This is a genomic window from Bacteroidia bacterium (assembly GCA_016218155.1).
Classification (GTDB): domain Bacteria; phylum Bacteroidota; class Bacteroidia; order Bacteroidales; family GWA2-32-17; genus GWA2-32-17.
This window is the reverse complement of the sequence record JACREQ010000032.1, coordinates 62220-85159: the sequence shown is the minus strand read 5'-3', so window position 1 is coordinate 85159 and position 22940 is coordinate 62220. Positions and strand designations below refer to the sequence as shown.

The following is a 22940-nucleotide window of genomic DNA, read 5'->3' as shown; positions in this document are numbered from 1 at the left end:
ACTATTTATGAAATGTCTTTAAAAAATCCTCTACTTCAGGCACACCACCTTGATAAACCAAATATCCATTATATGGTTCGCGTCTTGTTGTTTCGTCATTTATTGGTGTCATCATCAATCGTCTTACCTCGGCAGGATCATCAGTCTGACCAAGTACCCAACCCAATTTAATGTAAGCAGTTTCTGGTAAGAAATTCTCAGCAGGAACAATTCCTTTTGCCATTAAATCACGACCGGTATCATAAACATACATGTGGCAGAATCCATATAAAGTCTGAACAGCCATAAAAATATGAACACCTTTTTTAGCAGCACGTTCAATTGCTGGATACAATGGTTTGTTAATATGACCCAAGCCAGTTCCTGCTATTATAATACCACGATATCCATTATCAGTTAATGAATCAATAATGTCAGGTTGCATATTAGGATAATAATAAACAATGCTTACTTTATCTTCAAAATATGGCTTAATAATTACATTACGATCTTTTCTGCGATGATTATATTCTTTTTTTATTGGCTGAACCCCATTTGCTTTGGATATTGTTGCGAGAGGAGTATCACTTAATGTTCTAAATGTTGAACGATAAGATGAATGCATTTTTCTTACCCTTGTACCACGATGCAAGAATCCATATTCGTCAGAAGTCGGACCGAACATGCAAACCATAACTTCTGCGATATCGCCATGACCCGCAGCTGTTGCAGCATGAATCAAATTTAAAGCAGCATCAGAAGATGGTCTGTCACTTGAACGCTGTGAACCTACCAAAACAATAGGCACTGGAGAATTCTGAACCATAAAAGTTAGTGCAGCAGCAGTATGACTTAAGGTATCAGTTCCATGACCAATTATAATTCCATCAATACCGTTTTCAATTTCTTTTCCTATTGCAATAGCTAATTTTTTATATTGCTCAGGACCCATATTTTCGCTGAAAACAGCAAATAATTTTTCTGTTGTTAAATTACAAACATCTGCCAATTCGGGTACTGCTCCATATAATTCTCCGGGTGAGAATGCAGGAATTACCGCACCTGTTCGATAATCCAAACGCGATGCTATTGTTCCGCCTGTACCAATAAGTTTTACAGATGGAAAACCATTAGTAAATGGAAATTCCTTTTCAGGAATTTTATAATTTGCCTTTTTATAACCGGTTTCCTTCATGTCTGTTATTGTAACTACATCAAGTCCGATGTTATAACCAGTAACAATTTTCAAAACAATGTGCAAATCATCATCATTTTCTGAACGAGGTAATACTGTTCCTGCAAATTTTCCACGTGTAGTTTCTATTTCTGCAGTACCCCAAACTCTTACATTATATTTTTTTAATAACTCAAGAGCACGCCCTTTATATCCTTGAAAAAAATCTTCACTCATATTCTGAATATTAATGATTTTTTATATAACTATTCAATACTTTCAGACTAATGTTACCAATTGCTTGTTTTCTCAATTGACCCATTACCCAATTAGCTTTTTCTGTTTCACCTTTATTTTTGCCAACTTCTTTAAATCTCTCTTTTAAAAACACAACAGGTGCACAAATATCTTCTTCCTGACGCTTTTTAAATTTCATTGTATCTAACACTCCCGAAAATTCCATTTTTGGGTGCTGATAAATCATTGGTAACATTTCTTTAGCAAAAAGAAAATTAATTTTTTCGTTATACAGGAATTTAAAAAGACCATAAATAATTTCATAATTAAACTCTGACACAGGTTTAATTCTTCCTTGAATATTTTTTAAGAAATGCCCAAAAAATGTTCCTACAAAAACTGGCTCAGCTTTAAATTCATTAATTATTCTTTCGATAATAGGAACTAAATTATTTCTGAAAATATAATGATAACAATCTTCAGGAACTCCCCATTTTTTTAATTGATTATATCTGTCAATTACCTCAACAGGTAATTGTTTTTGCAAACTATCAATATAATCACTTTCCAATGGAATCGGAGCAGAATCAGTATCTGGATACATTCTATCGGCACCTGGAAGTACTCGTTCGAAAATTGTTGTGCCATCACTAATTGACTTTCGTGTTTCGTTAGGTATTCCTTTAAATGCCATTTTACAACGCTCTTCAATTGTTTCCAACGCAGTTTTCATATCTGCGGCTGGTCCCCAGATTATTAAAATTGCATCATTTTCATTGCAACTTAAAAGTTGACCTATTTTATTAAAATCGGCAATACTTACCTCCGGATCAAATTGCTCACTATGTGCCATATTTGGATGCTCAAGACAAGCAATAACTTTTAAACGCTCTGAAATTTCATTAGCAAAACATCTTCCGGGTTGAGTAAAATGTGACAATGCTGAATTAAACCCGGGTAAACCAATTGCCATTATTTTATGCTCTGCTTGCCATGCTGCTCTTAAAGCAGGATAAGGAAAATTAAAATCTTTAAAATTTATCTCATGTGACTTAATTTTCCAATCATCGATATTTGAAATTGATTTTAATAATTTATCTCTTAATTGCAGTAAAGACCATTGTCTGAAACATTCATTATGTGTTAATTCAGGAATCCATTTATTATGAGCAACTCCCTTAATTTCTACTCTTGAACCACCTTTACAACTAACGTTTACATCTTCGCGACCAGCACCAATTCCAACCCTAACTTTTCCTGTGCTTCTGTTTAAAAAGCGGATATAATTTGCAGCTTCCATTACCTCATCAGGATTAACCATATCAGGATAAGTCACAGTTTCAATCAATGGCATTCCAAGTCTATCAGTCATGTAAATTCTACGATGACCAATATCTGATACTTCTCTGCAGGAATCCTCTTCAATACTTAATTGAATTAATCTTACTTTTTTGTTTTTTAATGGAATCTCTCCTTCAACCCCAAGAATTGCAGTACGTTGAAATCCGGTTGGAATACTGCCATCAAGATATTGTTTACGTGTAATATGGACTTCGCCAACAATATTTAATTTACTTAATAAAGAAATTTCGAGTGCAATTCCCAAAGCTTCTCTGTCAATTTTAAAAGGTGGAGTATCATCAATTTCGTAAGTACAAGCTGTTTCGTGTTTTAAGCGATAAACAATTTCTTTACGTGTTTTAAATTCCATTAATGCAGTACCATCATATTCGCCTAACTCACTTAATGTTGGACGCATATGTCTGATAATTTCAGCATGATAATCATCCGGTTTTTGAAATTTACCAGCCGGGCAATTACAAAATAATTTTTCTTTAGTTTTTAATTGCTGATGAACTTCAAGTCCTGACATAAAACCGATTCTGTCGTAATCTGCCTGAGTTGCATCTTTTCTTTTAACGTAACCAATGGCTTTTTTGGTTTCTTCGTAATTTTTTCGGGGATCAAATATTTTGCTCATTCTGAACTTTGTTTTTCTGTTATTTAGCCAATATTTAATTAAAAATAATTATAGCAGTTTAAAAGTATAATTCCGTGTAAAATTAATTTTCGTAAAGAGATTTCCCAAATAAACCGAAACAATTTATTTGTGCACTGTTTTACTGATTGTTGTACTTCTCAGCAATCTGGTCTAGAATTTCAATATTTTCCTGATAAGAACTTGAAGTCAACAGTTTAAGTCGATAATCCTTACTATCGGGTAAAGATTTTAAATATTGAACATAATGACGACGCATTGTCATAATTCCTCCAAACTCACCTTTATCTTTTGCTGATTGTGCTAAATGGTTTTTTGCAATTTCTATCTTTTCAACAATTTTTGGTTCAGGAAGAATTTCACCGGTATCTAAAAATGACGGATATGATTAAAAATCCATGGTTTACCAATAGCAGCACGACCAATCATAATTCCGTCAACATTGTAATTAGTAAACATTTCAAGGGCTTTTTCTGGACTATCAATATCACCGTTTCCAATAATTGGAATTTTTATACGCGGATTATTTTTTACTTTTCCAATTAAAGTCCAGTCGGCTTTACCTAAATACATTTGTGCCCGTGTTCGCCCATGAATAGTTAAAGCAGAAATTCCAACATCTTGCAATCGTTCAGCTATATCTTCTATATTTTTTGAATTTTCATCCCATCCTAAACGGGTTTTTACTGTTACTGGAATTTTAACTGCTTTTATAACTTTTTCTGTAATCTCGACCATTAAAGGTACATTACGCATCATACCACTACCCGCTCCACGATTAGCAATTTTTTTTACGGGACAACCAAAATTAATATCAACAAATTCCGGTTTTGCAGATTCAACAAGTAAAGCTGCCTCGACCATACTTTCGGGCACATGACCATATATCTGAATTCCTATTGGTCTCTCATAATCTGCAATATTTAATTTTTGCAGACTTTTTCTTCCATTGCGAATCAGTCCATCCGACGAAACAAATTCGGTAAACATTACATCAACACCTCCAAGATTTTTGCAGATATAACGGAATGTAGAATCGGTTACATCTTCCATTGGTGCCTGAAAAATCGGCTTCTCTCGTAAATTTATTCCGCAAAAATTCATGCGGCAAAAGTAATCAATTTGATAATTGAACAAATTATTTAATAATTTCATTATGTTTGTTAACCTATACAAGTACATAAATAAAACAATATGGCGTTTAAAAAATTATTGGTTTTTGCAATATTTATGCATTTTGTTTTAACAAGTTATTGCCAAAACCTTATAAATAACGGTGATTTTGAAGTCCCTGGTTGCGATACTGTGACTTGCATGACACTAATTAATAGGGCTAAATGGTATAACACATCTGAATTGCACGGAGCACTATACTTTACTACGAATAATTTTAATGCAACACTTTCAGCAAAAAAAAATGTTTATGGAAGTCAGTTACCTCATAAAGGAAATAATTATTTAGGTTTATACAATAATTCTCATTTATACACTTCTCTGATAAAATCACTAAAGAAAGACAGTTTATATTGTTTTACAATGTATGTTAGCATGGCAGAAAAAAGTGCATCAAAAGGTGAATTTGGTGTTTATTTTGCGAAAACGATTGAAAAAGGTACAGAAAATGAGATTACGCCAATTGCATATTGTAAACCAAATTTTGATGTAATACTTCAGGCAACTGATACCTCAGATTGGGTTCGAGTATGTGGAACATATAAATCAAAAGGAGGTGAAAAATATCTTGTGATAGGAAACTTTAAATCGATTTATAAAAACAATTCTAAGACATTTATTTTCGTCGATGATATTTCACTTGAACAAGTGCCAAAGGACAATTTTATATGCTGCCTTGAAGAATTACATATTAAAACTGGTGACACCATCACTTTAAAGCAATTGCTTTTTAAATCTTCTAGCGTCGTCATTGAAAACTCATCATATCTTGAACTTAATAGGCTAGTTGAATATTTGAAAAAGTTTCAAGAATTAAAAATTCAAATTAACGGGCATACTGATAATGTTGGTAAAACAGAAAGTAATATTGAACTTTCTAAAAACAGAGCAAAATCTGTATATGAATATTTAATAAACAAAGGTATAAAAGCAGAGCGAATGCAGTATGATGGTTTTGGCAGCTCTAAACCAATTGTGCCAAATATCACTGAGGAAAACAAAGCAAAAAACCGAAGAGTGGAAATTGTTTTCGCAAAATAATTTGCACAGTGTTGTAATTGCTTAAATTATTTCATTGAAATAAAAACAGTCAGGTCGAAAGACCTGACTGCATACTAGAATGATGTCAGGTCTTTCGACCTGACATTAAATCTATGATCTTATTTTATCCAATAATCTGTTTAATGTTACAACTTCATCTTCAGTTAATTTCTTAAGTAGCTTATCAACTTCCATTTCTATACAATCCATTCTGCTTAATAACTTCAAGCCTTCATCTGTAATTCGCACATCTTTTTGTCGCCGGTCTTCTTTATTTTCGGATCGTTCAACAAGTTTTCTTTCGTAAAGCTTATCAATAATACGACTTACATCTGAACTTTTATCCAGCATTCTTTCCTTTAAAAAACCAATGGTTGAGGGACCTTCATTAAATCCACGCAAAACACGTAAAATATTATACTGTTGCTCGGTTACATCATGCCTTTTAAGAAACTGAAGAAATTTATAACTTAAATGGTTTGTTGTATAAGTTAAATTAATCATTCCTTTATGATATTCATTCCGGAATCTTCCTTTTATTTCATCTTCAATTTTCATAATGGCAATATTAAAAAATTAGCCACTGATTCACAAATTGAATTTTTCAATCAATGAATCAGTGAAATTTATTATTTAGCTTTTGCTAACTCAACTCTACAAGTAAAAGTAACATCTTCACCAACCATTAAACCACCAGATTCTGTTAACGAACTCCAGTTTAAACCATAATCCTTACGATTTAATTTACCCGAAATTTTAAAACCAGCTTTTGTGTTTTTGTATCCATCAACAGCTGTTCCACCATAAATTACATCTAAAGTTATCGATTTTGTTACACCATGCATTGTAAAATCACCGGTAAGTTTGTAATTTTTTGCATCAACTTTTTTAAATGAAGTGCTTTTAAATGTTGCTAACGGGAATTTATCAGTTTCAAAAAAATCTGCACTCTTCAAGTGTTTATCACGCATCTCATTATCGGTATTTATACTTGTAGCATCAATTACAAAATTGATTTTAGCATCTGAAAAATCAGGTTTATCGCTAAAAACATTTCCCTCAAATTTTGTAAACTGTCCGGTAACTTCAGAAATTACCATATGCTCAAGACTAAAATTAACCGATGAATGAGCACCGTCAAATTCCCATTTTGTTGATTGTGCATTTACTGCAAATGCTATAAACATTGCTACAAAGAATAAATTTATTGTTTTCATTGTTTTAAATTTTTAATTATGGCACAAATATACGTCATAACTTTATACGTTACAACATATATTATTTTTATTTTTCTGATTTTAACATTTTTTATTAATAATACTACTTGTGAACATTGTTAGCAATAATTTATATTTTTCTTACTATTTTTGAGAAAAATATACGAATGAATTTCTGGAAGCTTCCATGGTCATATAAACAGAGTTTTATTGTTTCCATTATTATGTTTCTAATTGGAGTATTAATAGAAACAATAAATAAAGGAAATGGTATAAGCCCCCCTCCTTTTCCAATAAATTTATTTCTTGGCGGATTAATACTTTTAATAATTCTATTATTATATGTTTCTAAAGACAACAGTTTTGTTAAATGGCTCTCATCTGTTCCTGCAGCAATTTCTGCAATATCGACTTACACTGGAATTATTTTAATAATGGGATTTATTCCTCAAATAAATAATCAAAATAAATTTTTAGAAATCGTAGGATTCTCACACATTGCTTCAAGCTGGGAATTTCTTCTATGCTCTTTACAATTAATAATTATATTAGGTTTAGTTACAATAAAAAGATTATCTCCTTTTACTTTTAAAAATTTTTCATTCTTTTTAAATCATGCAGGTTTATGGATTATTTTAGTTAGTGGTTCGCTTGGAGTTAGCGACATGCAAAGAGTTTATATTCCTGCTTATTACAACATAAAAACAAATACCGGGAACAACACTAAAACAGATGAAACAATCAAACTACCTTTTACTATTGAACTTATTAAATTTAAAATTGAAGATTATAACCCTGAAATTGTTTTAATAAACAATAAAACAAAAGAGACTATAACAGAGAGCAGCATAACAAAGAATATAAAAAAAGGCACATTAATCAATATTTCCAACTATAAAATTAAAGTAGACACATTTTATAATTCTGCATTTCATAATCAAAATTCATATACGCCAATGGATATTGAGGGTTCTTCGCCTGCAGCATTTATTACAGTTTATAACAATAAAACTAATGATTCAATCTCAGGATGGATATCAAGCCAGAATCTACAATTTCCTGCAAAAAATTTAAAATTAAATGATAGCATTTCGGCTTATTTTACAATACCTCAACCAAAGAGATTTAGCTCAATTCTAAAAATAACAAATGAAAATAATATCGAAAAAACAATACTTATTGAAGTAAATAAGCCTTTTAAAATAGGTCAATGGGAATTATATCAAACAAGCTATGAATTGGAAAAAGGCAGATGGTCAACTTATTCTGGAATTGAGGCAGTAAAAGATAATTGGTTATATGCTGTTTATACTGGAATTTTTATGATAATAGCAGGAGCAGTTTTATTATTCTGGCAGGTAAAACGAAAATAACATTATACATGGAATTAATATTAAACTTCAAATATATTGCATTACCTGTAATAATAATATGGATAATTGGTGTTATACTTTCATTATTTTCAGATAAAAAATTAATTGTTAATATTGGGAATGCATTTGTTTTACTGGGAATTTTTTCACTAAGTATTTTTATCAGTATTCTTTGGATTAAGCTTGAAAGAGCACCAATGCGCACTTTAGGTGAAACAAGATTATGGTATTCATTATTTCTTTCGATAATAGGAACTATTATGTACTATAAATGGAAAGTTAAATGGAGTATTACTTTTAGCATATTGTTATCGATTTTGTTTTTAGCGGTAAATTTAATACATCCCGAAAATTTTCAAAAAACACTAATGCCTGCATTACAAAGCTATTGGTTTGTTCCGCATGTAATAGTTTATATTTTTGCTTATGCAATTTTAGGTGCAGCAACTTTGCTTGCAATAAAAGGGCTTATATTGGCTTATAAAAAAAGATTTGACAATATAATTATTACTTATGCTGACAATTTAGTTTACATAGGTTTTTCATTTCTTACTTTCGGTTTGTTATTCGGGGCTTTATGGGCAAAAGAGGCATGGGGAAGTTACTGGACATGGGACCCAAAAGAGACATGGTCTTTTATTACATGGCTGCTATATTTATTATACATTCACTACAGATATTTTAATCGTAAAGCAGAAAAAACTCCCCTTTGGTTATTATCACTTGCATTTCTTTTTTTAATGATTTGCTGGTTCGGAATTAATTATCTTCCTACCGCTGCCAATAGTGTTCACACATATTCCCAAGGTTAAAAATGTATAATTTTTCAACATATCTACTTTTCTATATTTAATGTTTATTAACATCTGCATATAGTTATGTGTTTTAAAACATGTTTTATATTTATGGTCTGATTTTAATAGGACAGATACAAGAAGTTTTTATATTTTTGTCTAAAATTTCATAAAATGCATACAGTATTAGTAGGAATTAATTACAAAACCACACAAGTTGATGACAGAGAAAAATTATATTTCTCATCAGAAAAACTCGACATTGCTCTTCCAGTATTACTTACTTATCCTGACATTAACGAATGCGTAATTTTATCAACTTGCAATCGCATAGAAATATATGCTGTTGCAAACAATACTGATATAGCATTTAAAAGTATTATAAAATTCTTAAGTGACTTCCATAAAATTCCTCAGGAAAACTTCCTACCTCATATTTACAAAAAAAATTGTGGAGAAGCTGTAAAACACCTTTTTGAAGTAGCGTCAAGCATAAACTCCATGATATTAGGAGAATATGAAATTCTTGGTCAGGTTAAAAATGCATATGAAAAAGCACAGAGTTTAAATTGTACTAAAGAGTTTATCAATAGGCTTTTTCAAATGGCAACAGTTGTTGGTAAAAGAGTCAGAACCGAAACAGGGATAGGTAAAGGTGCTATTTCTGTTGGATCTGTAGCAGTAAATCTTATTAAAGAAACATATCCAAACGATAAAAAGCTAAATGTAATGCTTGTTGGTGCAGGTGAAGTTTCAACTTTAGTGGCTACAAATCTTACAAATAAGATTGATTGTAATATTACAGTAACAAACAGATCAAATAATAAAGCCGATGAATTTGCTCAAAAATTTAATGCACATTTTGTAAACTACGATGTTAAAGATGAACATTATGCAAAACAGGATGTGATTATTTTTTCAACAGGTTCACAGGAATATATTATCAAAAATGAAGATCTTGAAAAACTAAATGTTTCTAATGGCAAAAAAGTAGTTTTAATTGACCTTTCAGTTCCAAGAAATATTGATCCTGCTTTAGGTAAAAATGAAAATGTTTTCTTAAAAACAGTAGATGATCTGGAAAAGATTATTGATACCAGCCGCGAAGAAAGATTGAGAGAAATTATTAAAGCAGAAGTTATAATTAAAGAGGTTGAAGGAAAATTCTTCGAATGGTATAATATGCAATCAATTGTTCCTGTAATGAGAGGAATAAAAGGAGAATTTAATTCTATTAAAGACAGATTGGTTGAAACATATAGTTCTCAACTATCTGGATTAACTGAATCACAAAAGGAAATCATAAAAAATATGATGGATAGTTATTCAGATACTTTAATTAAAACAATCATGTTAAACCTTAAAGAAGTTACCGACCCTACTCATCTTCATCATCTTGGCGACGCTTTAAAGAAAACTTTTAACGTAAATATAAATCAACATTTAAACCACCCTGCTAATCCACACGGCACACCTAATCCGCACGGAGAACAACATCCACATAATCCTCATAGTCCACAACACCCACACGGCTCAGAAAAACCTCAAAATCCTCACGTACCTAATCCACATCTTCATCATCATCATGCATAATACTTTTATTGTAGCTACAAGAGGAAGCTTGCTTGCTCGAACACAAACAGAGCAAACTGTTGAAGCAATTCAAAAACAAAATCCTGATAGCAAATTTGAAATCACTCAGTTTTCTACTATGGGTGATAAAGTTACCGATAAACCATTAGTAAGCTTTGGTGGAACTGGTGTTTTTGTAAAAGAACTTGAAAATGCTCTTTTAGAAAACAAAGCCGATTTGGCAATTCATAGTTTAAAAGATGTTCCAAGCAATATTCCTAACGGATTAGAATTAGTTTGTTTTCCCAAACGCGAACTTACAAATGATCTTTTTCTGACAAATAACAATGTGTCAATATTTGACATGCCACAAGGTTTTAAATGCGGAACAGGTAGCCCAAGAAGAATTATTCAGTTAATGAAACTTCGTCCAGATGCCAAGTTTTCTGACCTCCGTGGGAACATCGATACAAGACTTCGCAAATTAGAAGAAAATCAATATGACGCTATAATATTAGCAGCTGCAGGAATGAACAGATTAGGAAAAACATTTCCAAAATCAGCAATTCTTTCTGTTGAAGATTTATTACCGGCTGTTGGTCAGGGTGCTATTGCAATTGAATGTCGTGCCGATGATAAAAGAACTATTGACGCTGTCAGAAAAATTAATGATGAAGCAACAGAAATTGCTGTAAAAACTGAAAGAGTATTTATGGCAGTTATTGAAGGTGGATGTAAATTCCCCCTTGCAGCTTATGCAACTGTTTCCGGAAATAAAGTTATTCTTGATGTTTTAGCAGGGCAACTTACTACCGGAAAATATTTAAGAAAAGTTGAAGAGACTACCATTGACAAAGCATCAGAAATGGCTAAACGCATGGCAGACACTCTTCTTGAAGATTGCCAAAAGCAAAATATTAACTTATTTGATCTGAATGTGTGATCTTCATAACAAAATACTAATATCTACACAGCCAACTGAAAGTTTTCCCGAATTTGAAAAAGCGCTGAACAATTCAGGTGCAATTATTTTAAATTTTCCAATGATTTCTGTTACAGAAGCAGAGATTACCGAGCAAGAAAAAAACACTATTCTAAATATTTATAAATTTAACTGGCTAATTTTTACAAGTAAAAACGGTGTTCAGTTTTTTCTGAAAAAACACTTCGACCTTACCGGGAAAAAAGAACTTCCTAAAAATTTAAAAACCGCAGTTATTGGAAAAAAAACTGCAAACGAATTTATCAAAAATGGAATTAAGCCTAGTTATATAAGTGAAAGTAATCTTGCAGAAATTTTTTCGACTGAATTAAAAGAAAATATTATTGAAAAAAATTCTAACGTACTTTTATTACTTGGAAATTTAGCGGGAGATTTAATTGAAGAAACTCTTAAAAACTATGCTATTACAACAAGAATAGATTGCTACGAAAATTCTAACCCAAAAACTGTAGATCTGGAAATTATAAAAAAGATTAAATATGATGAATATGATCTGATTATTTTCACAAGTTCGTCATGTTTTTCTAATTTTGCAGAAACACTAAAAAATCACGGTATTAAAATCAAAAATTTAAGAGTTGTAAGCATAGGGAAATCAACAACTAACACAATGAACGAATATGGTGTAAAACCAGTGATTACAGCAAAACAGTCAAATATTGAAGGAATTGTTCAAGAAATAAAAACATATTATAAACCAAAATCTTAATATTATGAATTATAAAGCTTCTTTTCCACAAACAAGATTACGCAGACTTCGTTATAATGGTGTTGTTCGTAACATGGTTAATGAGACTTCAGTTTCTGTTGATAATTTAATTATGCCTTTGTTTGTTTGTCCAGGTACTAACGTAAATAATCCAATTAAATCAATGCCTGGCAACTCTCAATTATCAGTTGACAATATTGTTAAAGAGTGTAAAGAAATCTATTCTTTAGGAGTAAAATCAGTATTATTATTCGGAATTCCAGAACATAAAGACGAGGATGGCAGTGTTGCTTGTGAACATAATGGAATAGTTCAACAAGCAATTCGTGCAATAAAAAAAGAACTTCCAGAAATGTACATTGTAGCTGATGTATGCAATTGCGAATATACAACTCACGGACATTGTGGTCCAATTGTAGATGGTGATGTTGACAACGACTTAACACTTGTTATTCTTGCGAAACAATCAGTTTCTTTAGCACAGGCTGGTGCAGATATGATTGCTCCTAGCGATATGATGGACGGTAGAATTGGAGCTATAAGAAAAGCTCTTGACGAAAACGGATTTTTGAAAATTCCAATTATGTCATATGCCGCAAAATATGCTTCTGGTTTTTATGGTCCATTTAGAGATGCAGCTGAAAGTGCTCCAAAATTTGGAAATCGTGCTTCATACCAAATGAATCCTGCAAACAGCGACGAAGCAATGAGAGAAATAGCTCTTGATATACAAGAAGGCGCAGATATCGTAATGGTTAAACCTGCTATGAGTTATTTAGATATTATTTATCGCACAAAACAGGAGTTCCGTATGCCAGTTGCTGCTTATAATGTAAGTGGCGAATTTTCTATGGTAAAAGCTGCTGCTGCAAACGATTGGATCGACGAAACACGAGTAATGATGGAAATTATAACATCAATCAAAAGAGCAGGTGCAGATATTATAATTACATATTTTGCAAAGGATATTGCTAAATACCTAAGAGATAAAAAATAAAAAAGTTCATAAAGTGCCTTAAATACTTAAAGTGCCTAAAGTACTTTAAGTACTCTAAACTTTAAGTATTTTAAGTACTTTTTAAATAAAGAAATAATGATAACAGATAAAAGTAAAAAAGAATTTCAACGCGCATGTGAAAGTATTCCAGGAGGCGTTAATTCACCAGTTAGAGCATTTAAGAGTGTTAAAGGAACTCCTTTATTTATAAAACAAGCAAAAGGTTCAAGAGTTGAAGATATTGACGGCAATTCTTTTATTGATTTTGTTGGCTCATGGGGACCAATGATTTTAGGACATTGTCCTGATATGATTTTAAATGCATTAATTGATGCAGCAAAACGCGGAACCAGTTATGGTGCTCCAACAATTGTGGAATCAGAGATGGCTGAATTAATCTGTAAAATGGTTCCTTCCTGCGAAAAGGTAAGAATGGTAAACTCAGGAACAGAAGCCACCATGAGCGCAATTCGTCTTGCACGTGGTTATACAAAACGCGAAAAAATTGTAAAATTTGCAGGATGTTATCATGGTCATGGTGATAGCTTTTTAATTAAAGCAGGTTCAGGTGCAATTACTTTGGGACTTCCTGATAGTCCTGGTGTAACACAATCTATTGCAAAAGATACTTTAACTGCAGATTATAACAACTTAGAATCAGTTGAGCGTTTGTTTGCTGAACATAAAGATGCAATAGCTGCAATTATTGTTGAAGCAGTTGCAGGAAATATGGGTGTAGTAAAACCTGCACCAGGTTTTCTTCAGGGACTTCGTGAAATTGCAACAAAATACGGAGCATTATTAATTTTTGATGAAGTAATTACTGGTTTCCGTCTTGCAAAAGGTGGTGCTCAGGAATATTATAATGTAAAACCTGATTTAACAACATTAGGCAAAATAATTGGCGGTGGCTTACCAGTTGGTGCATATGGTGGAAGAAAAGACATTATGGATATGCTTGCTCCTCTTGGACCAGTTTATCAGGCAGGAACACTTTCTGGAAATCCATTAGCAATGTCAGCAGGTTTGGTAACATTAAACTATTTAAATTCAACTCCTGACTTCTATCAAAAGCTAGAACAAAAAGCAGCTAAAGTTGAAGCAGGTTTTATCGAAAATCTTAAAAAAGCAGGAGTAAAAGGAGTTGTAAACCGCGTTGGTTCTATGATGACTTTATTCTTCAATGATAAACATGATACATTAACTTCTTTTGATGAAGTGATGACAAGCGATAAAGATAAATATGCTAAATTCTTTTATTTATCACTTGAATCAGGAATTTACCTTGCACCTTCTCAATTTGAAAGTATGTTTATTTCTGAAGCACATACTGAAGAAGATTTAAACACACTTTTAGCAGCTAACCTTAAAGCTTTGCAACAGTTGTAACAAAAGAAAGAAACATATAACAATTAACAGTGAACATTTTTCATTAATCATTTAACATTAAACAATCATTTAAATGTCAATATTTTTAGATACAGTAAAAGGAAAAAAATGTGAACGTCCACCGGTTTGGTTTATGCGTCAGGCTGGAAGAGTTTTGCCATCATATCTTAAACTTCGCGAAACTTATACTTTCAGCGAATTAATGCTTGAACCGGAATTAGCTGCAAAAGTCACATTACTTCCTGTTGATGATTTAGGTGTTGATGCTGCAATTCTATTCTCAGATATTCTTGTTGTTCCTCAGGCTATGGGATTAAAAGTAGAATTTTCCGACAAAGGCCCACGTTTTGAAAAACCATTAAAAGAAGTTTCAAATCCTTTGGAACACTTGCATCCTGATGCTTCGTTCTTTGAATATATTTACAAAGCAATTAAAATAATTAATGAAAGTAAACCTAAAGAAGTTCCATTAATTGGTTTCTGTGGTGCACCATTAACTGTTTTATCTTATATGATTCAGGGTTTAAGTTCTAATCATGAATTTCCTGATGCAACAAAATTCATTTTTGAGCAACCTGAATTAACTGCAAAACTTGTTGATATGATAGTAGAAATATCTCAGGTATATGCACAAAAACAAATTGAAAGTGGAGTTGAAGCATTTCAGCTTTTCGAGACCCATGCAGGATTAATTCCTTATCCTATTTATAAAAAACTTTTCCTTCCAGCTGTTGAAAAAATCGGAAAAACAGTGAGAGCAACAGGAACACCATTCTTCTTTTTCCCAAAAGGGATTGGCAACGGAATAGTTGATATGAATTACAATATTGCAGACGTTGTTAGCATCGACTGGCAAGCTGATATTGCACAAGTTCGCAAACAAGTTGGATCAGAAGTTGGATTACAAGGAAATTTAGATCCTCGCTTACTTTTAACTTCACCGGCAGTTTTAAAGAAAGAACTTGAAACTTATATTGATTTTGGAAGCAAAGAAACAAAATGGATATTTAATTTAGGTCACGGAGTACTTCCAAACACTCCTTTTGAAAATGCAAAATATGCTATAGACTGGATAAAATCCGCAAACTGGAAAAGATAATATTACAATGGAAAACAAAAAGCAAGTATTATTAAAATATAATCGCCCGGGACCAAGATACACAAGTTATCCGCCAGCTAATTTTTTTCACAATAAATATAACAATAATCACTTATTAGCTCACGTTGAAGAATCTAACACTGTAGGACCCGAAAATATTTCGATTTATATTCATATTCCATTTTGCTCACAACGTTGCCATTTTTGCGGTTGTAACACTACACTTTTTGAAAGTGAGAAAGTTGTTATAAGATATATTGATTGCTTAATAAAAGAAATACACTCAATAGCAAATCACATTAACACAAAAGACAGACAAGTTACACAGATTCATTGGGGCGGCGGAACTCCAAACTCTATCAGGCACGAACACATTAACAGAGTAATGAATGAGATTCGCAGTCTATTTAAAATTAGTAATACTGCCGAAATTGCAATTGAATGCAATCCTGCTTATCTTGATTATAATGAAATCCATTTTTTAAGAGATTCCGGATTTAACCGAATCAGCATAGGAATTCAGGATTTTAACCCAAAAATTCTGGATTGTGTTAACAGACTACACTCAAAACTTCCACATAACGAATTAATAAAAATTATACGTGAAGCAGGATTCACAGGAGTTAACTACGACTTTATATATGGTCTACCAGGACAAACTGTAGAAAGTTTTAACAATACAATAAAACAAGCAATAGAACTATCACCTGACCGTCTAGTAACATTTTCATATGCTCATGTTCCATGGGTAATGGATGAACAAAAAAATCTTGAAAAATTAGGTTTACCAACTCCTGAAGAAAAACTTTCTATGTTTCTTTCCTCAATGGATATTGTTGCAAATAGTGGCTACGAACAAATAGGATTAGACCATTATGCAAAACCAACCGATGATCTTTCAAAAGCATTGCGTGAGAAACAACTACATAGAAATTTTCAGGGATACTGCACAAAGGAGACAACAGGACAGGTTTATGGTTTTGGTTGTTCTTCAATAACCCAGCTATGGGGCGGTTTTAGCCAGAATGAAAAATCTTTGACTAAATACATGCAAAGAATCGAAGCAGAAGGATTAGCTGTTGAAAGAGGTTATTCATTAAGTTTTAATGAACAAATCTGTAAAGAAGTAATTGATGAAACAATGTGCAATGGTGTTGTTGATTTCACTGAAATTGGCGAACGTTTTTTTATTACTGGAGATGAAGTAAAATCGATTATTGGTTATAACGAAGAAAAACTTCTGGAATTTGTTAATGATAGATTATTAACTATTACAGACAAAGGAATAAATGTTAGCAAAACCGGAATGTTAATTGTCAGAAATATTGCTATGGCTTTTGATCCTCAGTTAAACACTGAAGGCGACAAATATTCAAAAACAATATGACCGGTGTTTTGCTTATCAACATGGGTGGACCAGAAAGTCCTTTGGAGGTAAAAAAGTTTTTACGACTCATGTTTCTTGATAAGCACATAATTCCAGCACCATACATTATCAGAAATCTTTTATCTTTTTACATTAGTAGTACGCGTTATAAAAAATCGTGGAGCAGGTACCAAATAATTGGAGGCACTCCTATTAAAAAAGATACTGATAAATTAGTTATAATAACACAGAACACATTAGGAACATCATTTAAAGTAAAAGCTGCATATTCCTATTCTGAACCATTTATTTCAACAGCTATTTCGGAATTTAATAATGAAAACATTAAAAACATTATTGCAATTCCATTATACCCACAAGCAAGTATTACAACAACTGAAAGTGTAGCTTTTGATATTGAGAAAATTAAAAACAATTTTCCGCAAATAAAAATTAAAGTTGCCAAAGAATTTTTTACTAATAAATATTTTATAGAATTCTGGAACAACATTATTTCATTTCATAACAAAGAGAATAATTTAACAAATCCACTACTTCTTTTTAGTGCACATTCAATTCCGGTTTCTTTTATAAAAAAAGGAGACACTTATCAAAAAGGTATAGAGGAATCAGCAAAATTAATTGCAAACTCTTTGGGATTAGAATACAAAGTCTCGTATCAATCAGGCATGAATCCGAAAACGTGGTTAGGTCCAGATACTATAACAACGATTAAAGAATTAGCATTAAAAGATAAAAATGAAATTGTAATTATTCCTATAAGTTTTGTTAGTGAAAATCTTGAAACTCTTTATGATCTGGATAATCAGATTATACCAACAATAAAGAATGAAATAAAAATTAACATATCAAGAGTAAAAATCCCAGCAATACATACATCATTTACAGAGATGATTAAAAATATAGTTTATGAGCTCAAATATTGAAAAAGACATAGTAATTATAGGTGCCGGGTTAACAGGACTAACTTCTGCATATTATTTAAACAAAGAGAAAGCAGATTTTATAGTAATAGAAAAAAAAGATAAAGTTGGTGGAGTTATTCAAACTGAAAAACATAATGGATATATTGTAGAAACCGGTCCAAACACTGGTGTAGTTGGACAACCTGAGGTTGCAGAATTATTTGAAGATCTAGGAAAAAAATGTGAGATTGATATTCCTGGAAAAAACGTAAATAAAAGATTTATTCTTAAAAACAGTAAATGGGAACCACTGCCATCTGGTATCTGGAAAGGTATTACCACCCCCCTTTTTACTACAGGAGATAAATTCAGAATTCTTGGAGAACCGTTTCGCTCACGTGGTAAGGACCCAAACGAAAGCCTTGCACAGATGGTACTTCGCAGAATGGGAAAAAGTTTTTTAGATTACGCTATTGATCCTTTTATTCTGGGTGTTTATTCTGGTGATCCTAAAATTCTTATTACCCGCCATGCCATGCCAAAACTATACAAGTTAGAACAGGAATATGGCAGTTTTATTGGTGGTTCAATAAAAAAAGGATTTAAAAAGAAAACCGAAAGAGAAATGAAAGCCACTAAAAAAGTGTTTTCTGTAAAAGGTGGTCTATCAGTATTAATAAATACACTTTATGAAGAAGCAGGTACAGATAAGTTTATTTTAGGTTCATCTGATTTACAAATAAATTATACCGACGGAAAATATATTACAACTTTAAAAAACTCGGAAGGAAAAGAAATTACAATTAAATCAAATAAGTTAATTACAACTACAGGAGCATTTGAATTAGATAACTACTTGACATTTTTAGATAAGGTAACTCTTGCTCCAATTACGACATTACAATATGCAAATGTTGTTGAAGTAGTTTTAGGTTTCGAAAATTGGGACGGCTTTAATCCCGAAGGTTTTGGCGGTCTTATTCCTTTTGTTGAAAACCGTGATGTGCTTGGTGTACTTTTTATGTCTACACTTTTCATGAACAGAACTCCTGAGAATGGAACATTATTCACAATGTTTATTGGAGGAATGCGTAAAAACTATCTTTTCGAAAAATCAGAAACAGAAATAAAAACCATAATTGAAAAAGAGTTTATGCAATTAATGAAGCCTTCAAAATTTAACCCTTCATTATTTAAATTATACTGGCATAAAGGTGCAATTCCACAATACGGAATTGAATCAGAAGAGCGTTTTAATCAGATTAAAACACTTGAAAATAAATATCCGGGATTAATTTTTGGCGGAAATCTTAAAGATGGTATTGGCATGGCTGATAGAATTAAACAGGGTAAAGAACTTGCAAAAAGGGCAACAAATAAAGAATAACAACAATTTTCATCTCTATTACCTTACTGATTTCATAAAAAATCAAATTCATATTTGCTTAAATAACGAAAATATTTTTGGCTTTTAACGTATTTTTCACATTTTATATCGTTTTAACTACGATTTATATTCATCCTATTATTTTTTTTTATAAATTTGGCAATATATGATTTATCAATAAAATGAATTCGAGAAAAAGATCTTTAGCCAATCTTCCGGAAGTATTTCAGTATATGACTGATAAAGAATTTGATCTTCTTGAAAAAACTAAATACGAAGTAAGTTATAAAGCCGGAGAAGTAATTTTCAAAAGAGGAACAAAAACAGCTCAGTTAATGTTTCTAACTACTGGACTTGCAAAATCTTACATTGAAGGCTATGGCGATAAGAACCTTATTATCAGACTAATTAAACCCAATGAAATTATTGGTGTTTTAGCTTCTTATGTTGGTAGTCAACATCAATTTTCAGTAATGGCTATCGAAGACTGTACATGTTATTTTTACGATTTGGAATCATATAAAGAAATCGCTCGCAAAAACTCAAAAGTTTACGATTTGCTAACTCAAAGTATTTGCATTCATTCTATGCAATATTATAATAAATTTATTAGCCTTACTCAAAAACAGGTTAATGGCAGAATAGCTGAAACTATACTATATTTATATAATGACATATATCAAACTAATCCTATAACGCTCTCAATAACAAAGTATGATATTGCTGACATGACAGGAATGTCTAAAGACACAACAACGAGAGTACTTAAAAGTCTTGATAACGAAAAGATTATAAAAATACATAATAATGTTATTACAATTTTAGATTTAGAAAAACTTGCCCAAATAAGTAATAACGGATAGTTAATTTTGAATTAATTTTTTTTAACAATTAAAGACTTTTAAGAAGAAATTTAACTGATATTTTTTGAATTTTTAAAAGAATGATTTTCTATGTTTAATTATTAGCCATTCATAATTAAATAGCATAATCTAACAATACTCTTGAACTTTTGATCACATACACATTTACATTCCAGTATATTACGAGCATTACTATTCGCATTCCAAAACACAATCATTATACATATTGTGTTTTTTAACACGTATTGTTGCGACTTTAGTCGTATATATCATGGCTTATACTGACCATTATGCGCTAAACATCATAATAATTCCGCACAAATTACTTTATTAAATATTAAATAGATATTATTACTTATTTATATTTGTTCGAAAGAAATTTTAAAATTAATATTCACTAATAAACATTTATTCTATGAAGAAAACAAACATTTTTTTAAGCATTACTGCTGTAGCAACTTTAATGCTAATTTTAGTTTTTACAGGTTGTAAAAAACCTGCTGACGGCGTTGATGGTGCAATGGGACCACAAGGACCAGCCGGACAAGACGGTGTTGACGCAAACGAAACTTGTAAACTTTGCCACAACGCTACTGTAGTTGAAGCTATTGCTCAGGAGTATGACTTCTCAAAACATTTTACAGGTTTAGCTGCTGAAGAAGAAGTAGGTAGACAAGAATGTGCACCATGTCACGAATCTGAAGGATTTAAATATGTTTGTGCTAATAACACACCTGCAACTTTCGTAATTGCTACAGGTGCAACAACATATTCAAATCAATATACAGTACCACAAGCAAATGCTATTGGAAACATTTCTTGTTTCACATGTCATAGTAGCTTACATACTACTTATAATTCTACAGATTTACCAGCTTTAACAACAACAGCTGCTGTTCCAATGACTATGTATGGTGGTTCAAAAACTATCAATTTAACAGCTGATAACGGTATCAGTAACTTATGTGTTAAATGTCACCAACCTCGTCCAATTACTACTTCTACAACTTCAACAGGTTTAGGTAATGTAATGGATTATGCTGCTCTTGTTTCTGCTCCAAACGATACTTTCTACAGCAGATACACAAGTTCAACAAATAAAGTTTCTTTAAGTTTCAGATCTGGAAACCATTACGGTTCAGTTGGAGCTATTTATGCAGGTATGGGTGGTATTGAATTTGGTACTGGTTATTCAAATTCATTCCATACAAACAATGCTTCATGTCAGGATTGTCACATGGCTACAAGATTAAATGGTTCAGGTGGACATACATTTGTTGCTAAAGGAAATTTCAACGGTTGTAATACAACTGATTGCCATACAGGAATGAGTTCAACAAACACTGATTATACTGGAACAAAAGCTGCTATTAAATCTTTATTAGATCAGTTAGCTACTAAAATTAACACTTTAGGTAACGGTACAAATCCAATTTTACAAGTTGATGCTACTGAAACTAACTTATGGTTAGGTTTATCAACTGGCAATTATGATGGTTATTTAAACATCTATAATGCTTCTTCAAATCCTGGTGGATTCTATAAGACATCTGGAACTACAGATCGTTTCCCAAGTTTAACAAATGCTCAGTGGGGAACAATTATTAACTTCCAGTTAGCTTTAAGAGAATATAGTTTAGGTATTCACAATACAAACTATGTTACAACTTTATTAACCAATTCACTTTCTGCTTGGTAAGCTATTGCTTAAAAAATAACAAAAAAGGGTTGCCATACGGCAACCCTTTTTTTATACAATTTGCTTAGCTATGTTTTTTCTTTATTTTTACAAAAAAATAATTTTATGAAAAAAACTTGGATATTTTGGATACTAGCTTTTATTATAACATTATCTGCGGCCTATTATCAACGCATTACAGGTCCAACCTACCCTAAACGTTGTAAAATACAAACAGGCAATGAAATTGTAAAGTTCAAACTTATTCGCTCATCTGATACAGGTAAAGATCTTGCCATAAATATTCCCGCAGTTGGGAAAGAAGCTAGTGGATATTTGTATTATAAACGTTTCAATACTCCTGATAAATGGACAATATTAGAAATGAAAAATCACAGTGATACATTAACCGCATCAATGCCATCACAACCTGCAGCAGGAAAATTACAGTATATTGTTAGGTTAAAATTACATCCTAATGACAAACTCGAAACTGAACCTCCTGTAGTAGTAAGATTTAAAGGTAGTGTACCAATGTGGGTTCTAATTCCACATATATTCTTTATGTTTCTAGCTATGTTTTTTTCAAATTTCACGGGTTTACTAGCAATTGGAAGAGGAGCTAAACAAAAGAAATGGGCATTAATAACTCTATTAGTTATGATCATTGGAGGTTTGTTTTTAGGTCCGGTAGTACAAAAATTTGCATTTGGCGAATTATGGACAGGTGTTCCTTTTGGCTGGGATTTAACAGATAACAAAACACTTATTGGGTTTACAGGATGGCTTTTTGCAGTTGGAGCAAACTGGAATAAAGAACGCCGAGGCTGGATTATTTTTGCAGCTATACTTACTTTAGTAGTATATAGTATACCTCATAGTATGTTCGGATCACAGTTAGATTACAATACAGGAGTTATTAAACAAGGATAAATTTATAATTTGTTATAAAAAAACCTAACAG

Annotated in this window: 19 protein-coding genes and 1 pseudogene; 15 read left to right on the top strand and 5 right to left on the bottom strand. The window is 31.8% G+C overall.

Annotation, left to right across the window (positions count from 1 at the left end; genetic code table 11):
* Window position 1: 1 nt before the first annotated feature.
* The 3 genes and pseudogenes from gatD to dusB all read right to left on the bottom strand — a co-directional run bounded on the left by gatD (window position 2) and on the right by dusB (window position 4493).
* Window positions 2-1390: a Glu-tRNA(Gln) amidotransferase subunit GatD gene (gene gatD, locus HY951_05025; protein ID MBI5539399.1), complete on the bottom strand. Its 1389-nt coding sequence runs from the start codon at window positions 1388-1390 to the stop codon at window positions 2-4.
* 10 nt (window positions 1391-1400) lie between these two features.
* A complete protein-coding gene (gene gatE / locus HY951_05020) occupies window positions 1401-3371 on the bottom strand; it encodes a Glu-tRNA(Gln) amidotransferase subunit GatE (GenBank protein ID MBI5539398.1) in 1971 nt (656 codons plus the stop codon).
* 139 nt (window positions 3372-3510) lie between these two features.
* Window positions 3511-4493, bottom strand: a pseudogene (gene dusB, locus HY951_05015) (tRNA dihydrouridine synthase DusB).
* A gap of 90 nt (window positions 4494-4583) precedes the next feature.
* Here dusB and HY951_05010 point away from each other — a divergent pair.
* Window positions 4584-5603, top strand: coding sequence for an OmpA family protein (locus HY951_05010; protein ID MBI5539397.1), 1020 nt, complete (start codon window positions 4584-4586; stop codon window positions 5601-5603).
* A 111-nt stretch (window positions 5604-5714) separates the two neighbouring features.
* Here the strand turns inward: HY951_05010 and HY951_05005 are convergent, their stop codons facing one another.
* Both HY951_05005 and HY951_05000 read right to left on the bottom strand, forming a co-directional pair.
* Complete coding sequence (locus tag HY951_05005; protein MBI5539396.1) at window positions 5715-6161, bottom strand: MarR family transcriptional regulator; 447 nt, start codon at window positions 6159-6161, stop codon at window positions 5715-5717.
* Window positions 6162-6232: 71 nt separating this feature from the next.
* Window positions 6233-6820 carry a YceI family protein gene (locus HY951_05000; protein MBI5539395.1) on the bottom strand — a complete coding sequence of 196 codons (588 nt, stop codon included), beginning with the start codon at window positions 6818-6820 and terminating at the stop codon, window positions 6233-6235.
* 167 nt (window positions 6821-6987) lie between these two features.
* On the opposite strand from HY951_05000, the gene HY951_04995 reads away from it, so the two are divergent.
* The 14 genes from HY951_04995 to HY951_04930 all read left to right on the top strand — a co-directional run bounded on the left by HY951_04995 (window position 6988) and on the right by HY951_04930 (window position 22909).
* Window positions 6988-8193, top strand: coding sequence for a cytochrome c biogenesis protein ResB (locus HY951_04995; protein ID MBI5539394.1), 1206 nt, complete (start codon window positions 6988-6990; stop codon window positions 8191-8193).
* Window positions 8194-8201: 8 nt separating this feature from the next.
* Window positions 8202-9005 (top strand): cytochrome c biogenesis protein CcsA, encoded by an 804-nt coding sequence (gene ccsA, locus HY951_04990; GenBank protein MBI5539393.1) that lies wholly within the window; start codon window positions 8202-8204, stop codon window positions 9003-9005.
* Window positions 9006-9161: 156 nt separating this feature from the next.
* Window positions 9162-10580: a glutamyl-tRNA reductase gene (locus HY951_04985; protein ID MBI5539392.1), complete on the top strand. Its 1419-nt coding sequence runs from the start codon at window positions 9162-9164 to the stop codon at window positions 10578-10580.
* Window positions 10573-11502, top strand: coding sequence for a hydroxymethylbilane synthase (gene hemC, locus HY951_04980; protein ID MBI5539391.1), 930 nt, complete (start codon window positions 10573-10575; stop codon window positions 11500-11502). Before HY951_04985 ends, hemC begins: the two co-directional genes overlap by 8 nt.
* Window positions 11495-12271, top strand: coding sequence for a uroporphyrinogen-III synthase (locus tag HY951_04975; GenBank protein MBI5539390.1), 777 nt, complete (start codon window positions 11495-11497; stop codon window positions 12269-12271). Before hemC ends, HY951_04975 begins: the two co-directional genes overlap by 8 nt.
* 4 nt (window positions 12272-12275) lie before the next feature.
* Window positions 12276-13268: a porphobilinogen synthase gene (gene hemB, locus HY951_04970; GenBank protein ID MBI5539389.1), complete on the top strand. Its 993-nt coding sequence runs from the start codon at window positions 12276-12278 to the stop codon at window positions 13266-13268.
* Between the two features lie 96 nt (window positions 13269-13364).
* Window positions 13365-14657 carry a glutamate-1-semialdehyde 2,1-aminomutase gene (gene hemL, locus HY951_04965; protein ID MBI5539388.1) on the top strand — a complete coding sequence of 431 codons (1293 nt, stop codon included), beginning with the start codon at window positions 13365-13367 and terminating at the stop codon, window positions 14655-14657.
* Window positions 14658-14730: 73 nt separating this feature from the next.
* Window positions 14731-15756, top strand: a complete 1026-nt coding sequence (locus tag HY951_04960) for a uroporphyrinogen decarboxylase (GenBank protein MBI5539387.1) — start codon at window positions 14731-14733, stop codon at window positions 15754-15756.
* Between the two features lie 7 nt (window positions 15757-15763).
* Window positions 15764-17143: an oxygen-independent coproporphyrinogen III oxidase gene (gene hemN, locus HY951_04955; GenBank protein MBI5539386.1), complete on the top strand. Its 1380-nt coding sequence runs from the start codon at window positions 15764-15766 to the stop codon at window positions 17141-17143.
* The gene (gene hemH, locus HY951_04950) at window positions 17140-18069 is read left to right on the top strand and encodes a ferrochelatase (protein ID MBI5539385.1); all 930 of its coding nucleotides are present in this window, start codon (window positions 17140-17142) and stop codon (window positions 18067-18069) included. The genes hemN and hemH overlap by 4 nt, the downstream gene beginning before the upstream one ends.
* The gene (hemG, locus tag HY951_04945) at window positions 18053-19435 is read left to right on the top strand and encodes a protoporphyrinogen oxidase (GenBank protein MBI5539384.1); all 1383 of its coding nucleotides are present in this window, start codon (window positions 18053-18055) and stop codon (window positions 19433-19435) included. Before hemH ends, hemG begins: the two co-directional genes overlap by 17 nt.
* 182 nt (window positions 19436-19617) lie before the next feature.
* Window positions 19618-20298: a Crp/Fnr family transcriptional regulator gene (locus HY951_04940; GenBank protein ID MBI5539383.1), complete on the top strand. Its 681-nt coding sequence runs from the start codon at window positions 19618-19620 to the stop codon at window positions 20296-20298.
* Between the two features lie 415 nt (window positions 20299-20713).
* Window positions 20714-21997, top strand: a complete 1284-nt coding sequence (locus tag HY951_04935; protein ID MBI5539382.1) for a hypothetical protein — start codon at window positions 20714-20716, stop codon at window positions 21995-21997.
* 105 nt (window positions 21998-22102) lie between these two features.
* Window positions 22103-22909: a hypothetical protein gene (locus tag HY951_04930; protein ID MBI5539381.1), complete on the top strand. Its 807-nt coding sequence runs from the start codon at window positions 22103-22105 to the stop codon at window positions 22907-22909.
* The last annotated feature ends 31 nt before the right edge of the window (window positions 22910-22940 follow it).